This is a genomic window from Solibacillus sp. FSL K6-4121, from assembly GCF_038002585.1.
GTDB lineage: Bacteria > Bacillota > Bacilli > Bacillales_A > Planococcaceae > Solibacillus > Solibacillus faecavium.
Genome location: NZ_JBBOCS010000001.1, coordinates 1,208,162 through 1,225,906, shown reverse-complemented (window position 1 = coordinate 1,225,906; position 17,745 = coordinate 1,208,162). Strand labels below are relative to the sequence as shown.

18 protein-coding genes and 1 pseudogene are annotated in these 17,745 nt (G+C 37.2%); 6 read left to right on the top strand and 13 right to left on the bottom strand.

Annotated elements, in window-relative coordinates:
• Positions 1-223: 223 nt before the first annotated feature.
• Positions 224-2,227: a sensor domain-containing protein gene (locus tag MHH95_RS06220; RefSeq protein ID WP_340726804.1), complete on the top strand. Its 2,004-nt coding sequence runs from the start codon at positions 224-226 to the stop codon at positions 2,225-2,227.
• A gap of 41 nt (positions 2,228-2,268) precedes the next feature.
• Here MHH95_RS06220 and MHH95_RS06215 read toward each other — a convergent pair whose 3' ends face one another.
• Entirely contained in the window at positions 2,269-2,757 is a 489-nt protein-coding gene (locus MHH95_RS06215) for a threonine/serine exporter family protein (RefSeq protein ID WP_340726803.1), read from the bottom strand.
• 50 nt (positions 2,758-2,807) lie between these two features.
• Positions 2,808-3,554 carry a threonine/serine exporter family protein gene (locus tag MHH95_RS06210; RefSeq protein WP_340726802.1) on the bottom strand — a complete coding sequence of 249 codons (747 nt, stop codon included), beginning with the start codon at positions 3,552-3,554 and terminating at the stop codon, positions 2,808-2,810.
• A gap of 182 nt (positions 3,555-3,736) precedes the next feature.
• Between MHH95_RS06210 and MHH95_RS06205 the strand changes: the two genes are divergently transcribed.
• Complete coding sequence (locus MHH95_RS06205; protein ID WP_340726801.1) at positions 3,737-5,137, top strand: polysaccharide deacetylase family protein; 1,401 nt, start codon at positions 3,737-3,739, stop codon at positions 5,135-5,137.
• Between the two features lie 49 nt (positions 5,138-5,186).
• Here the strand turns inward: MHH95_RS06205 and MHH95_RS06200 are convergent, their stop codons facing one another.
• Complete coding sequence (locus MHH95_RS06200) at positions 5,187-5,945, bottom strand: LamB/YcsF family protein (RefSeq protein ID WP_340726800.1); 759 nt, start codon at positions 5,943-5,945, stop codon at positions 5,187-5,189.
• An 84-nt stretch (positions 5,946-6,029) separates the two neighbouring features.
• Here MHH95_RS06200 and pxpB point away from each other — a divergent pair, with 84 nt between their 5' ends.
• Positions 6,030-6,731, top strand: a complete 702-nt coding sequence (pxpB, locus tag MHH95_RS06195) for a 5-oxoprolinase subunit PxpB (protein WP_340726799.1) — start codon at positions 6,030-6,032, stop codon at positions 6,729-6,731.
• On the top strand, positions 6,725-7,651 hold the full coding sequence (locus MHH95_RS06190) for a 5-oxoprolinase subunit C family protein (protein ID WP_340726798.1): 927 nt from the start codon (positions 6,725-6,727) through the stop codon (positions 7,649-7,651). Before pxpB ends, MHH95_RS06190 begins: the two co-directional genes overlap by 7 nt.
• Positions 7,652-7,700: 49 nt before the next feature.
• Here MHH95_RS06190 and MHH95_RS06185 read toward each other — a convergent pair whose 3' ends face one another.
• From MHH95_RS06185 to MHH95_RS06140, 10 genes and pseudogenes are all read right to left on the bottom strand, one after another.
• Positions 7,701-9,023, bottom strand: a complete 1,323-nt coding sequence (locus MHH95_RS06185; RefSeq protein WP_340726797.1) for an ABC transporter permease — start codon at positions 9,021-9,023, stop codon at positions 7,701-7,703.
• Positions 9,013-9,711 (bottom strand): ABC transporter ATP-binding protein, encoded by a 699-nt coding sequence (locus MHH95_RS06180; RefSeq protein WP_340726796.1) that lies wholly within the window; start codon positions 9,709-9,711, stop codon positions 9,013-9,015. Before MHH95_RS06180 ends, MHH95_RS06185 begins: the two co-directional genes overlap by 11 nt.
• A gap of 382 nt (positions 9,712-10,093) precedes the next feature.
• Positions 10,094-12,232 carry a beta-propeller domain-containing protein gene (locus MHH95_RS06175; protein ID WP_340726795.1) on the bottom strand — a complete coding sequence of 713 codons (2,139 nt, stop codon included), beginning with the start codon at positions 12,230-12,232 and terminating at the stop codon, positions 10,094-10,096.
• Between the two features lie 171 nt (positions 12,233-12,403).
• Positions 12,404-12,802 carry a VOC family protein gene (locus tag MHH95_RS06170; RefSeq protein WP_340726794.1) on the bottom strand — a complete coding sequence of 133 codons (399 nt, stop codon included), beginning with the start codon at positions 12,800-12,802 and terminating at the stop codon, positions 12,404-12,406.
• Positions 12,803-12,831: 29 nt separating this feature from the next.
• Positions 12,832-13,209, bottom strand: a complete 378-nt coding sequence (locus MHH95_RS06165) for a VOC family protein (protein ID WP_340726793.1) — start codon at positions 13,207-13,209, stop codon at positions 12,832-12,834.
• Positions 13,210-13,247: 38 nt separating this feature from the next.
• Positions 13,248-13,892 (bottom strand): alpha/beta hydrolase, encoded by a 645-nt coding sequence (locus tag MHH95_RS06160; RefSeq protein WP_340726792.1) that lies wholly within the window; start codon positions 13,890-13,892, stop codon positions 13,248-13,250.
• Positions 13,893-13,918: 26 nt separating this feature from the next.
• Positions 13,919-14,719, bottom strand: coding sequence for a protein phosphatase 2C domain-containing protein (locus MHH95_RS06155; protein ID WP_340726791.1), 801 nt, complete (start codon positions 14,717-14,719; stop codon positions 13,919-13,921).
• Positions 14,720-14,871: 152 nt separating this feature from the next.
• Positions 14,872-15,251: pseudogene (locus tag MHH95_RS06150) on the bottom strand (VOC family protein).
• Positions 15,252-15,462: 211 nt separating this feature from the next.
• The gene (locus MHH95_RS06145) at positions 15,463-15,663 is read right to left on the bottom strand and encodes a cold-shock protein (RefSeq protein ID WP_191701229.1); all 201 of its coding nucleotides are present in this window, start codon (positions 15,661-15,663) and stop codon (positions 15,463-15,465) included.
• A 331-nt stretch (positions 15,664-15,994) separates the two neighbouring features.
• Positions 15,995-16,798 carry a carbonic anhydrase gene (locus MHH95_RS06140; RefSeq protein ID WP_340726790.1) on the bottom strand — a complete coding sequence of 268 codons (804 nt, stop codon included), beginning with the start codon at positions 16,796-16,798 and terminating at the stop codon, positions 15,995-15,997.
• A gap of 243 nt (positions 16,799-17,041) precedes the next feature.
• Here MHH95_RS06140 and MHH95_RS06135 point away from each other — a divergent pair, with 243 nt between their 5' ends.
• Together MHH95_RS06135 and MHH95_RS06130 are read left to right on the top strand one after the other, a co-directional pair.
• The gene (locus MHH95_RS06135) at positions 17,042-17,356 is read left to right on the top strand and encodes a DMT family transporter (RefSeq protein WP_340726789.1); all 315 of its coding nucleotides are present in this window, start codon (positions 17,042-17,044) and stop codon (positions 17,354-17,356) included.
• A gap of 31 nt (positions 17,357-17,387) precedes the next feature.
• The gene (locus tag MHH95_RS06130) at positions 17,388-17,732 is read left to right on the top strand and encodes a DMT family transporter (protein ID WP_340726788.1); all 345 of its coding nucleotides are present in this window, start codon (positions 17,388-17,390) and stop codon (positions 17,730-17,732) included.
• Positions 17,733-17,745: the final 13 nt, after the last annotated feature.

Sequence of the window (17,745 nt, the reverse complement as noted above, 5' to 3'; positions counted from 1 at the left end):
TCTTATTTTTCCTCTTATTTATACCACGACGATAAGAGCACGACATTCTATTGATGCCAAATATAAGAAATATGTACAATTTTAACTATCCTTCTTATAAAATTGAGGTATAATAATCCTATTAAACGCTTATATATAAATATAAAAGATTTTTTTTAATGACCAATGGATGTTGCCTCATTATAATTATAGTAATAATTTATTAAATAAGGAGATTTAAAGTATGATAAACGAGCAAACCCTTTCTACTAATATTGAACCAATACTAGTTACTCCCTTCCCTTCTTTTATACTTCTACCAAATGGAACAATTGTTAAAGGAAATTTTCATCATTTCGACTACTCAGAAGTCAAGACTAAAGAACTAAAAGAAAACCCTGTTTACAACACTCTTTTTTCAGAAGTAAGTAACGAGACAGTGGAGTCCATCTTAACAAGTACTGTAGCTTTATGCTTACACAATGTTCCAATATTGATGAAGGGTGAAGCTTCCAAAATCTGTACAGTTTATACAAAACCTATCCTCTTCGAAAATAAGGAAGCTATTTTCATTTTATGTGTTCCTAATGAAGAAATGCGTTTAGTAGATGACGAACAGCAACACTTAATCGATTTAAAGAGTGGTATTCAGCAATCCTTTATGACTGTGACACTCGATCAGGATGGTTTTATCATACAAACCAACCAGCAATTTTTAAAGGCAAGCCATTGGACACCAAAGCGGGTTCTCGGCAAAACGTTTTGGCAGCTATTCCCAAATAATGGTGAATCCGAAAAAGTCGCTTTGGAAATTTGGAAAACACTGCAAAGTGGGCAAATTTGGCAAGGTGATGTAGAAAAGGTGACAAAGGACGACGAACATTATTGGGTGCATTTAACCGCCATTCCGATGCTTGGCCCTGCACCAGAGCTAAATCAATATTTCCTAATCGAACGAAACATTACAAAGGAAAAAGCGATTCAGTTCCAGCTCGAAAAAATTGCCTATATCGATACTGAAACAGGATTAATGAATGTGCACCGCCTTGCACAAGTGATCGATGAAATGATTCAGGAAGATCGTCATTTTTCATTTGTTTACTTAAGCATCGATAAATTCTATACCATTAAAGATCTGCATGATGATTGTGCAGAGAAATCACTTATCATGGAATTCACAAAACGTCTGAAAATGTATTTCCAAGATAGTACAATGGCCCGTATTAACGAAAATGATTTTGTTGTGATAACACCTCTGCCTGAATGGTTTACACAAGGTTTCCTTAGTTATTTACAGCAAAACCCAATATACAACGGAAATGTTGCTGTTCCCCTTTCCGTAAGCGGTGGCATTACTCGCTACCCTGAAGATCAATTGACATTTACACATTTGATGAAGGCATCATTGGCTTCCATTACGTCTGTACGTAATGCTGGTGGTGACCGAATTGTTTCCTTGTCAAAATCTTCACATGTTACATTGAATCGTAACTCAATCATAGAAAAGCGGTTATTACTGGCATTGGATCAGAAAAATTTACATGTTCTTTACCAGCCACAGCTCGATGTAAAAACTGGGAAATTTACAGGAGTAGAAGCTTTAGTTCGCTGGGATGATGAGGAAATTGGTGTTGTCTCTCCTGATGAATTGATTCCAATAGCAGAGGAAACAGGTCTAATTAATAATATCGGTTCATTTATGCTCGAAAAGGCATGTGAGCAAGCCGTTCTTTGGAAAAAGGCTGGTCATAATATTAAAGTAAGTATTAACTCTTCTGTCCGTGAGTTCCGTGACAAAAACATGGCAAAATCAATTTTAGCTACTCTTGAACGTACAGGTTGCCCTGCTAATTTACTGCAAATCGAAATTACCGAGAAATTTGCATTGGAAGCAGAAGCTGAAACTAGCATCATTAAACAGATGCGCACACTTGAGAACGAAGGAATTGTTTTTGCATTAGATGACTTTGGTACGGGCTACGGCTCATTCCGTTATATGCAGCTATTGCCGATTTCTATTTTGAAAATCGATCAAACTTTCATACGCTCACTGAAATTTGAAAAAACGCAGCAGCTTGTAAATGGCATGGTTCAGCTTGGCAAATCGATGAATTTAACAGTCGTTGCAGAAGGCGTAGAAACAGAAGAACAAAAAGAATTCCTAACAAATATCGGCTGCGATATTTTACAAGGATACTTTATTAGTAAACCAAGCTCTTCTAATGGCATTTCATCTTTACTTGTATAGTAATAATAAAGAAGCTCGTAAGGCTACTGTAAAACAGTGCATTACGAGCTTCTTTTTTTCGATTTCATAAAGGATTGCATTGAAGTCTTCCCCTGGCTCAATAGCCTGAAAATAATTTGCATAAATACTTCTGCGAAAACAAGCCCCATCGCGATGGCTCCAGAGATCATAAATGCCCGCATCCCATTTTGCAGACCCATAATATAATCGAGTTCCATAACGTTACGCATTGTATTGTAGGCTATTCCTCCAGGCACAAGCGGAATAATTCCTGAAACACTAAAAATAATCATGGGCATTCTAAATTTGCGCGCAAAGAAATACGCTACTAATGACACAACAAATGCCCCTAAAAACGAGGCTTGTACCTCATCGACTCCGATTTCAATCATGACGTAATAGATTGCCCAACCGACTGCACCGACAAAGCCACATGCTGGAATTGTTTTTGTAGGCGCATTAAAAATTACACCAAAGCACGCTGTTGCAACGAAACTAATAACGACTTGAATAAGAACACTATCCAACATCCAGCTTTCCTCCTATTCCAATATTGCAAAGTATACTGACAGCCAAAGTTTTAGAAGGACAGAACAAGTGCAATTCCCGAGCCAATCGCAAACGCTGTTAAAAAAGCTTCAGCTCCCTTTGCCATCCCTGCTGTAAAATGCCCAGCCATCATATCCCGTACCGCATTTGTAATGAGCAAACCAGGTACAAGTGGCATAACTGAGCCAATAATAATTTTATCGATTTCTTTACCATATCCATAATAGACTGCAAAAGATGCCACAATACCAATAGCCACCGCAGCAAGAAATTCCGAGAAAAATTTTACGCGCGTCATATTATGAATGATAGTAACGATATATAAACCTAACCCTCCTGCAATAAAAGCAGCCGGAATGTCACTTACAGTCCCCTTAAACAGCAGTAAAAAGGCACCACTCGCTATACTCGCAGCAAGGACCTGAATGGCTATTGGAAGGAAATAATTCGTTTTTTCTATTTTCTTCAATTCTTCATATGCTTGTTCAATTGATATGAGGTGGGATGTAAGCTTACGCGAGACATTATTGACAAGAGCGATTCGATGTAAATCCGTAATTCTTGTTGGAATCGATGTAATTCTGGTAGGTTGCGTTTTACCAAGAGAAAAAATAATTCCTGTTGGCGTTACGTAGCTTTGTGCATCCATCATGTTTTGAGAACGGGCCATACGCAGCATCGTGTCTTCCACTCGATACGTTTCCGCACCACTTTCAATCATGATACGGCCTGCAAGTAAAAAGCAGTCTATTGCCATTTCAGTATGTTCATTATCCATACGATGGACCTCCTTCCACTTCTTAGCTCATATTACTTGAAGCACCCTTAAAATAACAGCCTTTTTTCATACAATATATGCTACTATGATAGTGTATTTTCTAAAATGATTAATAAATTTAATATATTTTTTATAGCTTTACTTAGATGTCTATTTTTAATAGAAAGGAACCGAAGTACATCATGTCAAACCCTTACAGAAAACGCCGCGGTCCTTGGATTGATTTAACCCTTATTAGCTCTATCATTATACTGGGAGCTATTACTGTCTACTTAACTGTTTTGAGCGATAACCCACTTTTCCCGAGTAGTGAGGAGACATCTGCAGAAGAGCAAGATTCTACTACAAGCGAAGAGCCATCAACTTTTCCTGGGGTAAAGATTGTCACAGACATTTCGAATGATGATAAAATGCCTTTCGCAATTCAATATCCACTTACGGAATACAAAACGTTCAATCAAGCGGTCACTACGTATATCGAAGAATCGAAAGAATATTACATAAGCATGATGCGCCTTCAGCAAAACGAAAAACAATTATCCGGCGAACTAAATATTAGCCTTGATACTTTTGAGTATGACCATTACTACTCCTTCGTATTAACGAATAAGACAATTTTAAATGCAGTAGAGCAACAGACAACAATCACAACATTTTTAATCGACAATGAAACCGGTGAATTATTCGATATTCGTACACTACTGAATGAAGATCTAAAAAGTTTGGAAACTTTTGCTGCACATGTTCAATCTGAAATGGTAAAGAACACAGCCTATAAAGATTATATTAAGGAAAAAGAGCTCGCTTCTGCCACTCAACCGAAATGGCGATTATTTAAGCGCTTTGCATTAAAGGGAGATTCCCTCATTATTTACTTTAATGAAGGAGAAGTGACAGAACTTGAAGCAGGAATACCAACAGTGGAAATGTCTCTATCATTCATTAACCCCCTTTTAGCCTCGGATTTCCAAATTGAGATGCAGGCAGAGGAAACGATTGTTCCGAAAAATGATAAGAACTCTTCAAAAAAACGAATTGCCCTTACGTTTGATGATGGACCACACCCGGAAGTAACGAAACAGATTTTAGTACTCTTAGAAAAATATGATGCAAAGGCAACTTTCTTCATGCTTGGCAGCCGTGTTCAATATTATCCTGGATTGGCGCGTAAAGTGCGTCAAGCTGGTCATGAAATTGGCAACCATTCGTGGACACACGGTGTTTTAACGAAAATGTCTCCATCGGAAATTCAAAAAGAGTATGAATCTACAGAACAGGCCATTATAAATGCTACCGGTGAGAACTCGACTGTATTCCGTCCGCCTTATGGAGCGGTTAATGATGAAGTGCGAAAGCTTATTCCTTGTAAAACGGTTAACTGGACAATTGATACCCTCGATTGGAAACATCGTGACTCAGAAAAACTTCTGTCAATGCTAAAGGATGGATTACATAACAATGCGATTGTATTAATGCATGATATCCATCAATCAACCGCAGACGGATTAGAGCCAGTACTCGCCTTTTTACAAGATGAGGGCTACGAGTTTTTAACAGTTACTGAAATTTTGAAGTATCACTAGAATATGACGAAAGGGTGATTATCTCTATTATCGAGATAACCACCCTTTTTTATTGAAATGCCTTTACTACAATACCTTGCTGCTCCAATTTCGTACGGGTCAGCTGGGCAAATTGTACGGCATGCTCCCCGTCCCCATGCACACAAATACTATGTGCCTGAAGTGGGAATTTCGTATTCTGAACGGAAGTGACTGTTCCTTCCTTTATCATCTCTATTATTTGTGCGATAGCCCTTTTTTCGTCTGTAATAAGAGCATTTGATTCGTTGCGCTTTGTAAGCGTGCCATCTTGCTGATACGTCCGATCCGCAAATACTTCGTGCACAGTTTTCAAGCCGATTTTTTCTCCTGCTTTCGTTAATTCACTCGAGGCTAATCCATATAAAATTAACTTAGGGGAAATATCATATACCGCTTGTGCAATGGCTTTTGATATATCTTTCTGTACCGCCGCCATATTATAAAGCGCTCCATGAGGTTTAACATGTTGCATTTTTACGTTTGTAGTTGTTAAAAATCCTTGCAGTGCACCGATTTGGTATACAACGATGTCATACGCCTCTTGAGGAGAAATCTTCATCTCCCTGCGCCCGAAGCCATTTAAATCAGGCAGTCCCGGATGTGCACCGATTTGCACATTGTTTTTTACCGCCAGCTCCACCGTTTCGCGCATGACAGTTGGATCTCCTGCGTGAAATCCGCATGCGATATTGGCAGAAGTTATATAACGTAGTATTTCCTCTTGTTCTCCCAACTTATATCTTCCAAAGCTCTCGCCTAAATCACAATTTATATCAATCGTATACATAGCCTCTCCCCCAACAACTATCAGAATGTTATGCTATTATCATGCCATACATAATCATTCATTCCAATAATGAGGTGAAATTACATGCCGGTTCTGCAATTTAGGCAATTAAGCGACAATGCTCTATTTGTTCAATTTAGTACGACGATTAATGAACAAGCACACCACCAAATCCAGCAAGCTATGATAACTATCCAACAGCACCCTTTTCCCGGTTTTATCGAGCTTGTGCCGAGCTATACGAATCTTTGTATTTATTACGATCCATTTATAGTTAGAAAATCTCTACAACCCAATTCATTAAAAACGAGCTCTACAAAAGTACAAAACTATATTGAAACCTTACTTACTAATCAAGACATTTCATCTCAAGAAATGGGCCGGCTAATAGATATCCCAGTTATTTACGGTGGTGAATATGGTCCTGACTTAAACGATGTTGCACATGTTAATGGATTAACACCGGAACAAGTGATAGATATACATACCGCTAAACAGTATCTCGTCTATATGCTCGGCTTTGCACCTGGGTTCCCGTTTTTGGGCGGGATGGATAAACGAATCGCAACACCACGTCATTCCACTCCAAGATTACAAATCGCGGCCGGTTCAGTAGGGATTGCCGGAGAACAAACAGGCATTTATCCGCTTGCAACACCAGGCGGATGGCAAATTATCGGTCGAACGATGACGCCATTATTTTTGCCTGACAAAAACCCTCCTACATTATTACGAGCAGGTGACCGAGTTCGATTTGTAGCCGTAAAGGAGGTCACCTCATGCTAAAAGTTATGAAACCAGGAATTTTTTCTACCATTCAAGATGGAGGGCGAACTGGCCATCAACAATTTGGGATTATTGCAAGTGGCGTAATGGATTCAGTTGCCTACCGAATCGGCAATGCACTGTTAAAGCAATCTGGTAAAGCCGCCATTGAAATGACATTAAATGGCGGGGTATTTGAATTTAAAAAAGCCACAGCATTTGTTTTGACAGGTGGAATGATGCACGCAACACTTAATAATCAGCTAGTCCCCATGTATAAAGTTATTTCCGCTAAAGCAGGTGACGTATTAACGTGTGGGACTATAATAAATGGTGCAAGAAGCTATTTCTGTATTGCAGGTGGATTTTTAGTGGATGAAATACTCGGTAGTCGAAGCACCTATTTAAAAGCGAAGTTTGGCGGTTATAAAGGACGAGCACTGCAACCGGGCGATGAGATTCCTTATGAGGAAACGCGAATAAAATATGCTGCATATCAAGTAAATACAAAGACCTTCTACGAAAAAGCAACTATTCGTATACTACCAGGAACCGAGTGGCAGCAATTTAGCCGTGGTATGCAAACTAGCTTTATTAATCAATCTTATACAATTTCGAATAAATCCGACCGTATGGGCTATCAATTAGACTCCCACAAGTCCATATTTCTTGAAAAACCGTTTCAATTACTTTCCGAAGCCGTCACATTCGGTACGATCCAATTACCTCCAAGTGGACACCCGATTCTATTAATGGCAGATCGGCAAACAACAGGAGGCTACCCGAAAATTGCACAAGTAATTACCGCTGATTTACATCGTTTAGCGCAGCTTGCTCCCCAACAGACACTACTTTTCCAGCTTGTATCACTCGAACAGGCCGAAGAAGCTTATTTTGAACTAGAACAGCAATTACGCTTGCTCGAAGCCGTTTTGAAATAGAAAAAACCTCGTAAAAGAAGAGCCCTACTTTTACGAGGTGGAATTTTCCCTATAATTCTTGTCTTAGTGCCTGCATTACTTCGATTTTCGTTGCTTTTCGTGCTGGTCTTAATCCTGATATCATCGCAACACCGATACTAATTGTTGCGGCAATCACTACTAACTGCCATGGAATAGCAGAAAATTGGATATTGCCAAAGTTTTCTTCACCTGTTGCTGCCTCTAAAACAATCGGCAGTAAAAGATTAGATGCAAAGCTTACTAGGTAGGAAATAGCAATGGCTATAACTGTTCCGATAACACCTATAAATGTACTTTCCATTAAAAATAGTCGCTGAATCAGTTTTGGACTCGCTCCAATTGCCTTTAGTACACCAATTTCCCTTGTACGCTCTGTTACCGCCATTGTCATTGTATTGAATATACCGATTGATGCAATTAGTACTGCAATCGTCCCAACAAATACCAGACCTGCCTTTAACACTAAGAAAAAGACATTTAAGTCCTCAAGCTGTTCGGTAACCGAGTATACACCGTAGCCTTTCCCACGTAAATCTTCCAAGATTGGTTTCACGTATTCTAAGCTTTTTGCATAAATATCATAGCGTTCAAAAAATAATTGGTAATCAGCCGGGTTCTCATCAATTACTTGCTTAAAGCTATTTTCAAGAACTGCACGTTGCTCGTCCATCATATAAATTCTATTTTCAACTGCCCATTCATATGCAGGCTTTGGCATCACACCAACAATCGTATATGTCATACGATCTGAAAGCTTGTTCGGATCATCATACGACCTTATCGCAATTTCAATCTCCTTACCGATTAATGAGCTCTTATAGCCTTCTTCTTCTCCATTATAATAAGTACCTTCTGTTTTAGCCGCTTTTTCTTTTTCCTCAATCAATTTGCGGTCTGCCTCATTCAATAACGTTTGACCGAAATGATAGCCGACAACAATTTCATTTTCATTTTTCGGGTATGTGCCTTCTGCTAACGGCTTTGCTATAGAAGCATAATCAGTGAAATTCGTTAATCGTAAACCAGAAATTGTATCCCGGTCTTCAAAAAAGCTTTTCACCTCTGCATCTATTGTCGTTGTTTTTAAAACAGTCTGTACATTTTCTACTGCTTCAATTTCTGCTACTTCCTCTTCCGAAAACTGTGCTTCCCCACCCATAACTTCAATTTTTGTGACGCTTTCACTCGATAAAATTTCTTCCTCCATTGAAGCTTGCAACCCAAATCCGATCGAAGCAAGTACGATTAGAAACGCACAGCCCATTGTAGCGGCAAGCACCGTCATAAATACGCGTAATTTGTTCTTCTTAATATGCTGCATGACAAAGTCTACTTGATCTTTAAATAACACGGTGATTACCCTCCTTTACTAACTTGCCATCATGCATGCGGAAGCGTTTATCAGCAATCATTGCAACTTCCTCGTCATGTGTAATAATAATAAATGTCAATTCAAGTTCTCGATTTAACTGCTGAATAAGCATCAAAATATCTTGCTCCGTTTCCGAATCAAGGCTCCCTGTAGGTTCGTCCGCCAATAATATTGGGGCATTGGTTACAAGTGCCCGTGCTATACTAACACGCTGCTGTTGCCCCCCTGATAATTCATTTGGGTAATGATCCGTTACTTCCGTCAAACCAACCTTCTGCATAATAACTTCAACACGTTTTCTACGCGCTGAAACATTCATCCCTTTTAATTTTAAAGGCAATTCTATATTTTCAAATGCCGTTAAGCTTGGCATCAGTTGAAAGTTTTGAAATATAAAGCCGTAATTTTCTAAACGAAACTTAGCGCTCGCAGCTTCATTAAATGCCGCGATCTCCTGTGCATTAACGACAATCGAACCATGCTCTGGCTTCATAAAACCTGCTAATATTTGCAGTAAAGTAGATTTTCCAGAACCACTCTTCCCTACGATTGCTACAATCTCACCGCGCTTTACATCAAAGGATACATCCCTCAGTACGGGTACTGTTTTTTCCTTCCCTTTTTTACCGATTGAAAATGTATGTTGTAAGTTATTCACTTTAATCATCATTGTTCACTCCTTTTCCCATACATTTAGTGTAAACGGTAAATCTTAATATTTAGAAAGGCTAAAAGTGAAGAAATTCTTAAGAAAAAAGACAAGTCCAATAAGTTGCGATTTTCCTTTGGCGGGAGCCGCATAGTAGCAGTAAAGGTACGCCGTAAACCATACCTTTACTGCTACTATTACTGCGGCATGAGACCCCCGCCAAACAAAGAGTGTCTACCTATATATCGTTACGTTCCAGGTGCGTCGCTATGCCTATGCAAGGCGACGCCTACGCTCAAAGATTTATCTCTAAAGGAAAGGAAACTAGTCACTGCATTAGTTCTTTCAAATAAAAAACCGCAAGCACATATTTTCCTGTGTGCCTACGGTTAATTTACTGTTAAAACCCTACTGTTTGCTGCTTTTCAAACGTTTTCCCATTGAAACTTGTTACCTTGGATGGAGACACTGTAAACAATTGATCCTCTACATATAATAATCGTTGTACTACATTATAATAATCTTCATATTGTTCACCTGGACGTGCCTTTTCCATCATGTCAGCTACAAGTTCAATTCCTGAAGCCGTTACTTTATAAATGTGCGCACCCGTTCCTTCATACTTTAAACGGTCTTCCTCTTCTGTCGGTGAGTAAAGTGTTACAGGGAATCCATAATAGTTTTGGCGTGGATCTCTGAATAATGCTTTGTGATCGTGTTGAACAGGAGAATATGTGCCACGTCCTCCAATCACTAACGCTTGTTTTTCTTTCGGATTATTGAAATCTGTTACATCAAACAAGCTCAGTTTCATACCTTTCGTTAAGACAATCGGCTCTTTAGAACCCTCTTCCATTCGAACTTCCGTATCATAGCCAATTCCAAGTAAATGATTTTCATCAATCGGATGCAAGTAATTACTGAAACCTGGAATTTTCAGCTCCCCTAATACTTTGGGAGCTTTTGGATTTTCTGTATCAATGACAAACAGCGGGTCAGTTTCTCTAAATGTTACTAAATACGCTTTATTGCCCATAAAACGAGCGGAGTAAATACGTTCGCCCTTTGCTAAATCCTTGACTGCCCCAACCTGCTTCATATTTTCATCTAAAATAAATAAATGATTTTTCGAATTTGCTGCAGTTCCCCAGGCATTGCCTTCTGTCGTGGCAATACGGAAGTGACCATCATGCTCATCCATTGAAAATTGATTTAATATAGAACCTGTTACTTTTCCTTGTGCCTCCATTTTTAAAGCTGTTTTATCTACTGAAATTTTATAAATTGTCGTTTCATTATTTTGTGGTGCTGGCATGATATTGGAGACGGCTGTATCTGCGGTTTCAATTTCCGGCCAGAAACCGTAATGATTCATAGACGCAATATAGATCGCATTTTCGGACATATACATTTGACCGCTGCTTCCTAAAAAGCTCTCTGTTTTCCATTCATTTGACTTCACATTGCTGACATCGATTGCCGAAACGATCAAATAATTCGGCTCATTGCTTTCCGGTAAAAGACGGATTTTATCGATTGGCATAATTGTTTCCTTTTTACCATCATACGTAGACGGACGCAATTCAACATTCGGTGTATCTTGAAGCATCCAGTAGTTCGGTGTAAGACTCGACACTACATATAAATAGTTTCCGGATTTGCGAATATTTAATATACCACCATCATGACCTACTTCACGTACTAATGTTGCTTTTTTGGCATCGGTCACATCATAAAACACTACTGTTGATACGGATTTCCCATCATACGGTTCCTTTTGTGTCTGAACATAGGACGAGTATCCAACTATTAATGTTTTATCATGTATCATTAGATGATTCGGATAAATATCTTTACCAACAGTTATACGCTTCACCACTTTTAAATCTTTCGTATCGACAATTGCTACCTTGTTATCAATAATCGTGTAAATATATCGGCCGTCTGTAACCGTAATGTCCCCTTCATCAATACCTTCTACTTGATTATTTGTAGTAGAATGACTCGGACCCCCGCTACTTTTTGCACTATTATCCATCGACATAGCGGATTCCTCTTTTGCCATATCATTTGTTACCATATCGTTAAATCGATTCGACAATGAATTTTCTACCGCTAAAAATGCGCGAAAATAATCTTTTAAATCTTCTGTTGAAACAATATTTTTCACTTTCTTAACGACTACAAGTGTCACAGACTGTTCCTGCTGCAATTTAGTTTTCTTTGCAAAGGCATCTTTTTTAATTTGAAGTGTGTATTTCCCTAAATTTAACCCATCTACAGATAAAATTTTCCCGCTGCTATTAATCGAAAATTTAGCCTTTGTAACCTTCTCATTTTCATCTAATACAACGATAGAACCATCCGTTAAACTTTCTTTCATAATTGGTTGCTTCAATGTAATCGAATACGTTTCCCCTTTAAATGAAATACCTGTTGCCTGCACTTCTGTGTTTTTAGTAAAGAAAAAATAGCCAAATACTAAAATTGCGACAAGTGAAGTAATTAATCCCATTCCAAAAAGCCTGCCATTTTTCATAAAAACCCTCCTTTTCCATTCTTTTGTATTTAATTAGACTTGGAAATAACGGAAAGGTTACAAAATTTAAATAAAAATTTTTACACATATATTTACAAACAAAAAACCACCGCTTTGAGCAAAATATAATCAAAGCGGTGGCTTGTTTTCTCCAATAGAAAATAACCCTCTTTATTTAAAGGAAGGGCTAAGCTCACTCCATACATCAAATTTATTACCATCCGGATCAAAAAAAGTAAAATTCCGGCCAGCATGTCCTCTGTCTTCAATTTCTCCAACGTTTATTTCACTTTGCTTAAAATCTTTGTGTAATGCTTCTAATGCCTTTATTCCATCGACTTCAAATGTTAACGAAAAACGCTCACTCCCGTAAATATCCAAGAAATTGGAGCTTTGGCCTTCAGGGGACTTTACAAGAAAGATACTTTGATTGGCCAAGTTTAAAATAGCTTTGTCCTCATCTTTGTAGCTTAACTCTGCTTCTAATTTTTTTACATACCAATCAGCAGCAAGGTCTACATTCGTTACTGGAATATATGTTGTACCTATTCTTAGTAATTTCTCACTCATTTTTATCTCCTTTCAGCTTTTAAAAGCCTTTATTTACAGACTCCCAATGGATTGCCATCCGGATCATAAAAAGTGAAAAATCTAGTAGACCCTTCCCCTCCAATTGAATTCACCTTTACACCTTTGGTCAGAAGAATCTTATGGGCTTCTTCTATATCTGTAGGAATAAAATTATAATATTTGCCCACTCCAAACTTATTCTCCGGGAACTTCATTGGTACGTGATTCAAGGTCTTCACCAAACATACTACCGTTTGGGACTCTTCTCCGATTTGCATGACAGCTGCCTCTTCTTCAATGTAAATTATTTTAAATCCCAGTACTTCTTCATACCATTTAGCCGAAATAGCTGGGTCTTTTACAGGGATAAAAACACCTTCCATTCCTTTAAAAATGGGGATAGTCATCTAATCAACTCCTTGTTATTCTTCCTAGCAATCTGTATTTAAAGTTCATTAATTTCTTTAATCACACTTTTTAATACATCAATTGAAGTAACAGGGTCATTCTCATATTGTAAACCATGATTTACATTAGGGAATAGTGTGGAATCAATGTTCGTATTTTGAACTATTTGCTCATATCTTTCTGCATTGTAATGCTGATCGTTGTCACCGATAAAACACAATCCTCTGTTTTCTGCTTTTCCCATCGCCTCAAAAACATCTTCCCTATTAATAAGCGGAGTTAGCCAAACTGCTTTTGCATCTTTAAAAATACTTCTTTTTAACTCAGATGACATAGCAATTGTCCCTAAAGATTTGCCGATCAGACAAAAGGATTCATACGATCTATCATTTAAAACCTGATCAATAACTACCCTTACATCGTGCTTAATCGCATCACTAATTTCATCGATACTGAAATTATCATAGAATTTGTCATTATAAGAGTAATTGACTTGTAACACATCAGAGGATTTATTTAAAAACACTCCAGTCGAATAATGAAAGAGAGGAGCTTGCGCGCTATATCCAGCTCCAGGAAGCATGATTACTAAATTTCTTGTATCCTCATTGGTGCTTAATAAAGTATAAGGAATTTTCATTTCTTTATATCCCGCTACTGAATCCGTTTTTACTTTAAACATAGAAATACCTCCTATTCTTCATAAATTTATAAGTCACTTGGTTCACTCGCATTTCTTTCTACATTAACTACCCACGAAATAATAGTAGTGCTATCTCGTACTCCCTTTTCTTCAATCTCCTTTAATAAATTCTGCACGGAATCTTGATGGGATTTGGCGTTATCAAATACCTTAATAATTTCGGTAGCGTTATGGAAATTACCATCAGGGCATTCCGTTAAACCATCTGTTGTAAGAAAAAGATGGTTCTTTCCTTTTCTTAATTCCCTACGCCCCGTACTATAGCATGGTACATCCAGTTCAAAGGTGTTTACTTGTCCTATCCATTCATAGAAATTTCTTTGGTTCAAAAGATATTGATCCATCTTAGCTAATTCGGGGTGAAACAGATGGAGGATACAATCTCCAACGGAAAACCACCAAACATACTTGTCTTTTCTTAAAACTATCAGACATGCCGTTTCCCCTTGAATTTCTCGACAACTCGCTAGAAAAAGTGGATTTTGAAAAATATGTACTATGTATTTGTCCATTTGATTAAAAGATTCTCGTAATGGCATGTTAAAAATAGTCGTTAAATTTTGTTCTTCCTCTGTAATACTATTTATGACAAGTTCGGCGCTCTCTGCTGAATTATGTGCATCTAGGAGCACTACAAATTCCCAATCCTGTTCTTCATTTGACCAAACGATACAGCCATCCTCGTTTTTATATTGACCTGCCGATGAATTACCACCAAAACGACCGATTGTTAAGTTGTTGGCTTGCTCAATATGTGGTGTATCTACAAAATGATTTTCACTCCCCACCCAACTAAATTTATACAATTGGAACGCCCCCTTTATTCTTTTTAGATCCACAATTTTTAAATGGAAAACTAATCATGAACTAAACTTTTACTAAAACCTATATTTATTCCTATATATCCCAATTTTTCCATAAAAATCAGGAGACTTTTCGCCACATCGAATGCTAGGAATTAAATTTGCAATTCGCTCATTAAAGCGTGTGTATTGTCTTCACTATCTTTAAAGAAAGCCATCCATGTTTCTGTATGTTCCATTTTTGCAACAATGTGTGGCTCGTCGTTAAAGAAAACTCCTTTTCCAATCAATTCTTTATAAGCTTCTTTTATATCTTCTACCTGAAAGTAGATAACAGAACTTGAATTTGCAAATTCCTCTTTTTCAGGGATAGATAGAAGAAGCCTTTGCCCACTACATTCAAAGAATTTTCCATACTATCTGTACTAAAAAGTAATGGTAATCCTAATTTATCTTTATAAAACGCAATTGCGTTCTCCATATTTTTTATTGGCACCCCAATCTGCCCAATTTTTTGAATCATATTTACTTCCATCCTTACTCCCCCTATTCATCAATTTAAGTAATTATAAACTAAACAATCCTTTATCCATTTATTTCGGGATGAAGGCTGCTATAACCTCTTAAAACAAGAAATCTTTATTTAACATGAAAAAACGAATATTCCTTTTCCTGGTAAATTAAGCACCAAAAAAAGAGGCATCCTCGTTAAAGGATACCTCTTCTTTATTATTACATCATTAAAATTAAAGTTTTACGATGTTTGTAGCTTGTGGGCCACGTTGACCGTCTTCGATTTCAAATTCAACTTTTTGACCTTCGTCTAAAGATTTGAAACCGTCGCCTTGGATTGCTGAGAAGTGAGCGAATACGTCGTTTCCGCCTTCAACTTCGATAAATCCAAAACCTTTTTCTGCGTTAAACCATTTTACTGTACCTTGTGTCATTTAAATGACCTCCATTATTCGTATTAATAAGATCATAATTCCTCAAAAAAGAAAAAAATTCACATATTACAAAAAGTATTAAATAAAACACGAATACTCTTTGTAATAGGTGAATTTATTAATGTATTGTAATCCGTCTTATTAACCATAGTATATAACAAATAATTAGTAATGTCCAGTCCAGTGTTTTTAAAGTGAATATTCTACCCCGTATTACTGTTAACATTTAATGTTCTTTATCAAAAAGAGACCATAACGTGATGGTCTCTTTAGCTATGCACTCGTTTGATTACATACTACCTCTTTAAACTATCGGTAGAATTTTTCAGTACTAATTTTTATTAACTTCTCGATCGTTCAATGGTTGAACTGGTCGATGATTATCCGGGAAAATGCGCTGGAATGCTTGTATCTGTTCTTTTGACATTTCAATTGGCTGTTCAAAAACGTTCCATTTTACCTCTTCTGTACAAGGAGGTGTCGTTAAGGACCCTGCATAATGGAAAGATATTTGATTTTCAGGCAACAAAGCCTGTAAATCAATTAGATAGTCTTCCTTATCTGCTTCTTCCGTTTTTTCAGCCGGTAATTCATTCCAAAGAGCTGCCATTATTTCATTTTCCTTTCCTTCTTGAATCATCAATCCAAGGACAGCTAGGTTTCCATTCTTATCACTATGTACTAAATGCAGCTCCATCTCATAACTTTGACCATTAAACTGATGCTCACTTGGCGTATGGAAATGGAATTGTAAAAGCTTATATTCATTTCCCTCAACAATCATGCTGTTATTTTTTGTTGTAGCATTAGCCTGTACGGTATGACCGTTGTTTATCAGTGTAAAATTGGTTGGCTCATAGTTAATCTGATTTTCTGTTAATTTTTTATCTACTTTCACTTGGGAAAATTCCAGATTAATCGGTGATTGTTCTTCTCCGTTAACACACGCTAAGTTCTCGTCGTTTAGTTCACCCCAGTATTCAGGACCTGTAACATCATCATAAGACCATTCCATTTGTTCCGTACTAGCTTTTTCATCTTCTTTTGGTTCAATAGTTTCTGTAGATTGTTCAGCACACGCTGCAAGAGACAAGTTTAAAAATACAGCTAAAGATAAATATCCGAGTTTTTTCATTAATAAAACCTCCTTTTTTAATACATTATCTAGATTACTAAAAATCTGATGATGAATCGCAGAAATATACTTAAAATTAGAAATTAAGTTAATAAATACTACTACTTTATCCATATAAAGCATCATAAAGAATTTAATATTCAATCATTTTATAATACATTTTGTGCATACACTTACAGTTTTATTTAAAAAAGGTAAAATAATATTGAAATACAAAAACATCAAAAGATATGAGGGATTACTATGAACGCATATTTTCTATTGGCAGTTGCCATTGTTAGTGAAGTATTTGGAAGTACAATGCTTAAAGCGTCAAGCGGCTTCAAAAAATTATTCCCTGTCATTGGAATAGCTATTGGTTATGCCATCGCTTTTTATGCTTTATCGTTATCGCTGAAGACACTTCCACTTGGTTTGGCATATGCGATCTGGTCTGGAGTGGGGACAGCTTTAACTGCATTAATCGGAATTATCATTTTTAAAGAGGGCTGGAACAGCAAAAAGCTTTTAGGGTTAGGGTTAATTATTGGAGGCGTTGTTATTTTGAATATTGGCTAACCTACTATCTTAAAGAAGAGAGGAAAAAAATATGAAAGCATACTTTTTATTAACAATATCAATAATTTGTGAGGTATTCGCTACAACGATGCTAAAAATATCAGATGGTTTCACACTACCATTACCTTCAGCTGCAGTAGTTCTAGGTTATGGACTTTCATTCTTTTTCCTTGGATTAACTTTGAAAACTTTACCGTTAAGTTTGGCTTACGCTATTTGGGCTGGAATCGGAACCTTATTAACGCTCTTTGTAAGTGTAGTATTATGGGATGAAATTCTTAGTATCCTTAAAGTAACAGGCATATTATTAATTATAGGCGGGGTTGTAGTACTAAATTCTGCAACCAATAACAAAGCGGCAGAACCTACAAACTAAGGCACAGCCGCTT

Coding starts and splice junctions, on each gene's coding strand:
- MHH95_RS06220 (WP_340726804.1), top strand. CDS start 224: ATGATAAACGAGCAAACCCTTTCTACTAATATTGAACCAATACTAGTT.
- MHH95_RS06215 (WP_340726803.1), bottom strand. CDS start 2,757: ATGTTGGATAGTGTTCTTATTCAAGTCGTTATTAGTTTCGTTGCAACA.
- MHH95_RS06210 (WP_340726802.1), bottom strand. CDS start 3,554: ATGGATAATGAACATACTGAAATGGCAATAGACTGCTTTTTACTTGCA.
- MHH95_RS06205 (WP_340726801.1), top strand. CDS start 3,737: ATGTCAAACCCTTACAGAAAACGCCGCGGTCCTTGGATTGATTTAACC.
- MHH95_RS06200 (WP_340726800.1), bottom strand. CDS start 5,945: ATGTATACGATTGATATAAATTGTGATTTAGGCGAGAGCTTTGGAAGA.
- pxpB (WP_340726799.1), top strand. CDS start 6,030: ATGCCGGTTCTGCAATTTAGGCAATTAAGCGACAATGCTCTATTTGTT.
- MHH95_RS06190 (WP_340726798.1), top strand. CDS start 6,725: ATGCTAAAAGTTATGAAACCAGGAATTTTTTCTACCATTCAAGATGGA.
- MHH95_RS06180 (WP_340726796.1), bottom strand. CDS start 9,711: ATGATTAAAGTGAATAACTTACAACATACATTTTCAATCGGTAAAAAA.
- MHH95_RS06175 (WP_340726795.1), bottom strand. CDS start 12,232: ATGAAAAATGGCAGGCTTTTTGGAATGGGATTAATTACTTCACTTGTC.
- MHH95_RS06170 (WP_340726794.1), bottom strand. CDS start 12,802: ATGAGTGAGAAATTACTAAGAATAGGTACAACATATATTCCAGTAACG.
- MHH95_RS06165 (WP_340726793.1), bottom strand. CDS start 13,209: ATGACTATCCCCATTTTTAAAGGAATGGAAGGTGTTTTTATCCCTGTA.
- MHH95_RS06160 (WP_340726792.1), bottom strand. CDS start 13,892: ATGTTTAAAGTAAAAACGGATTCAGTAGCGGGATATAAAGAAATGAAA.
- MHH95_RS06145 (WP_191701229.1), bottom strand. CDS start 15,663: ATGACACAAGGTACAGTAAAATGGTTTAACGCAGAAAAAGGTTTTGGA.
- MHH95_RS06140 (WP_340726790.1), bottom strand. CDS start 16,798: ATGAAAAAACTCGGATATTTATCTTTAGCTGTATTTTTAAACTTGTCT.
- MHH95_RS06135 (WP_340726789.1), top strand. CDS start 17,042: ATGAACGCATATTTTCTATTGGCAGTTGCCATTGTTAGTGAAGTATTT.
- MHH95_RS06130 (WP_340726788.1), top strand. CDS start 17,388: ATGAAAGCATACTTTTTATTAACAATATCAATAATTTGTGAGGTATTC.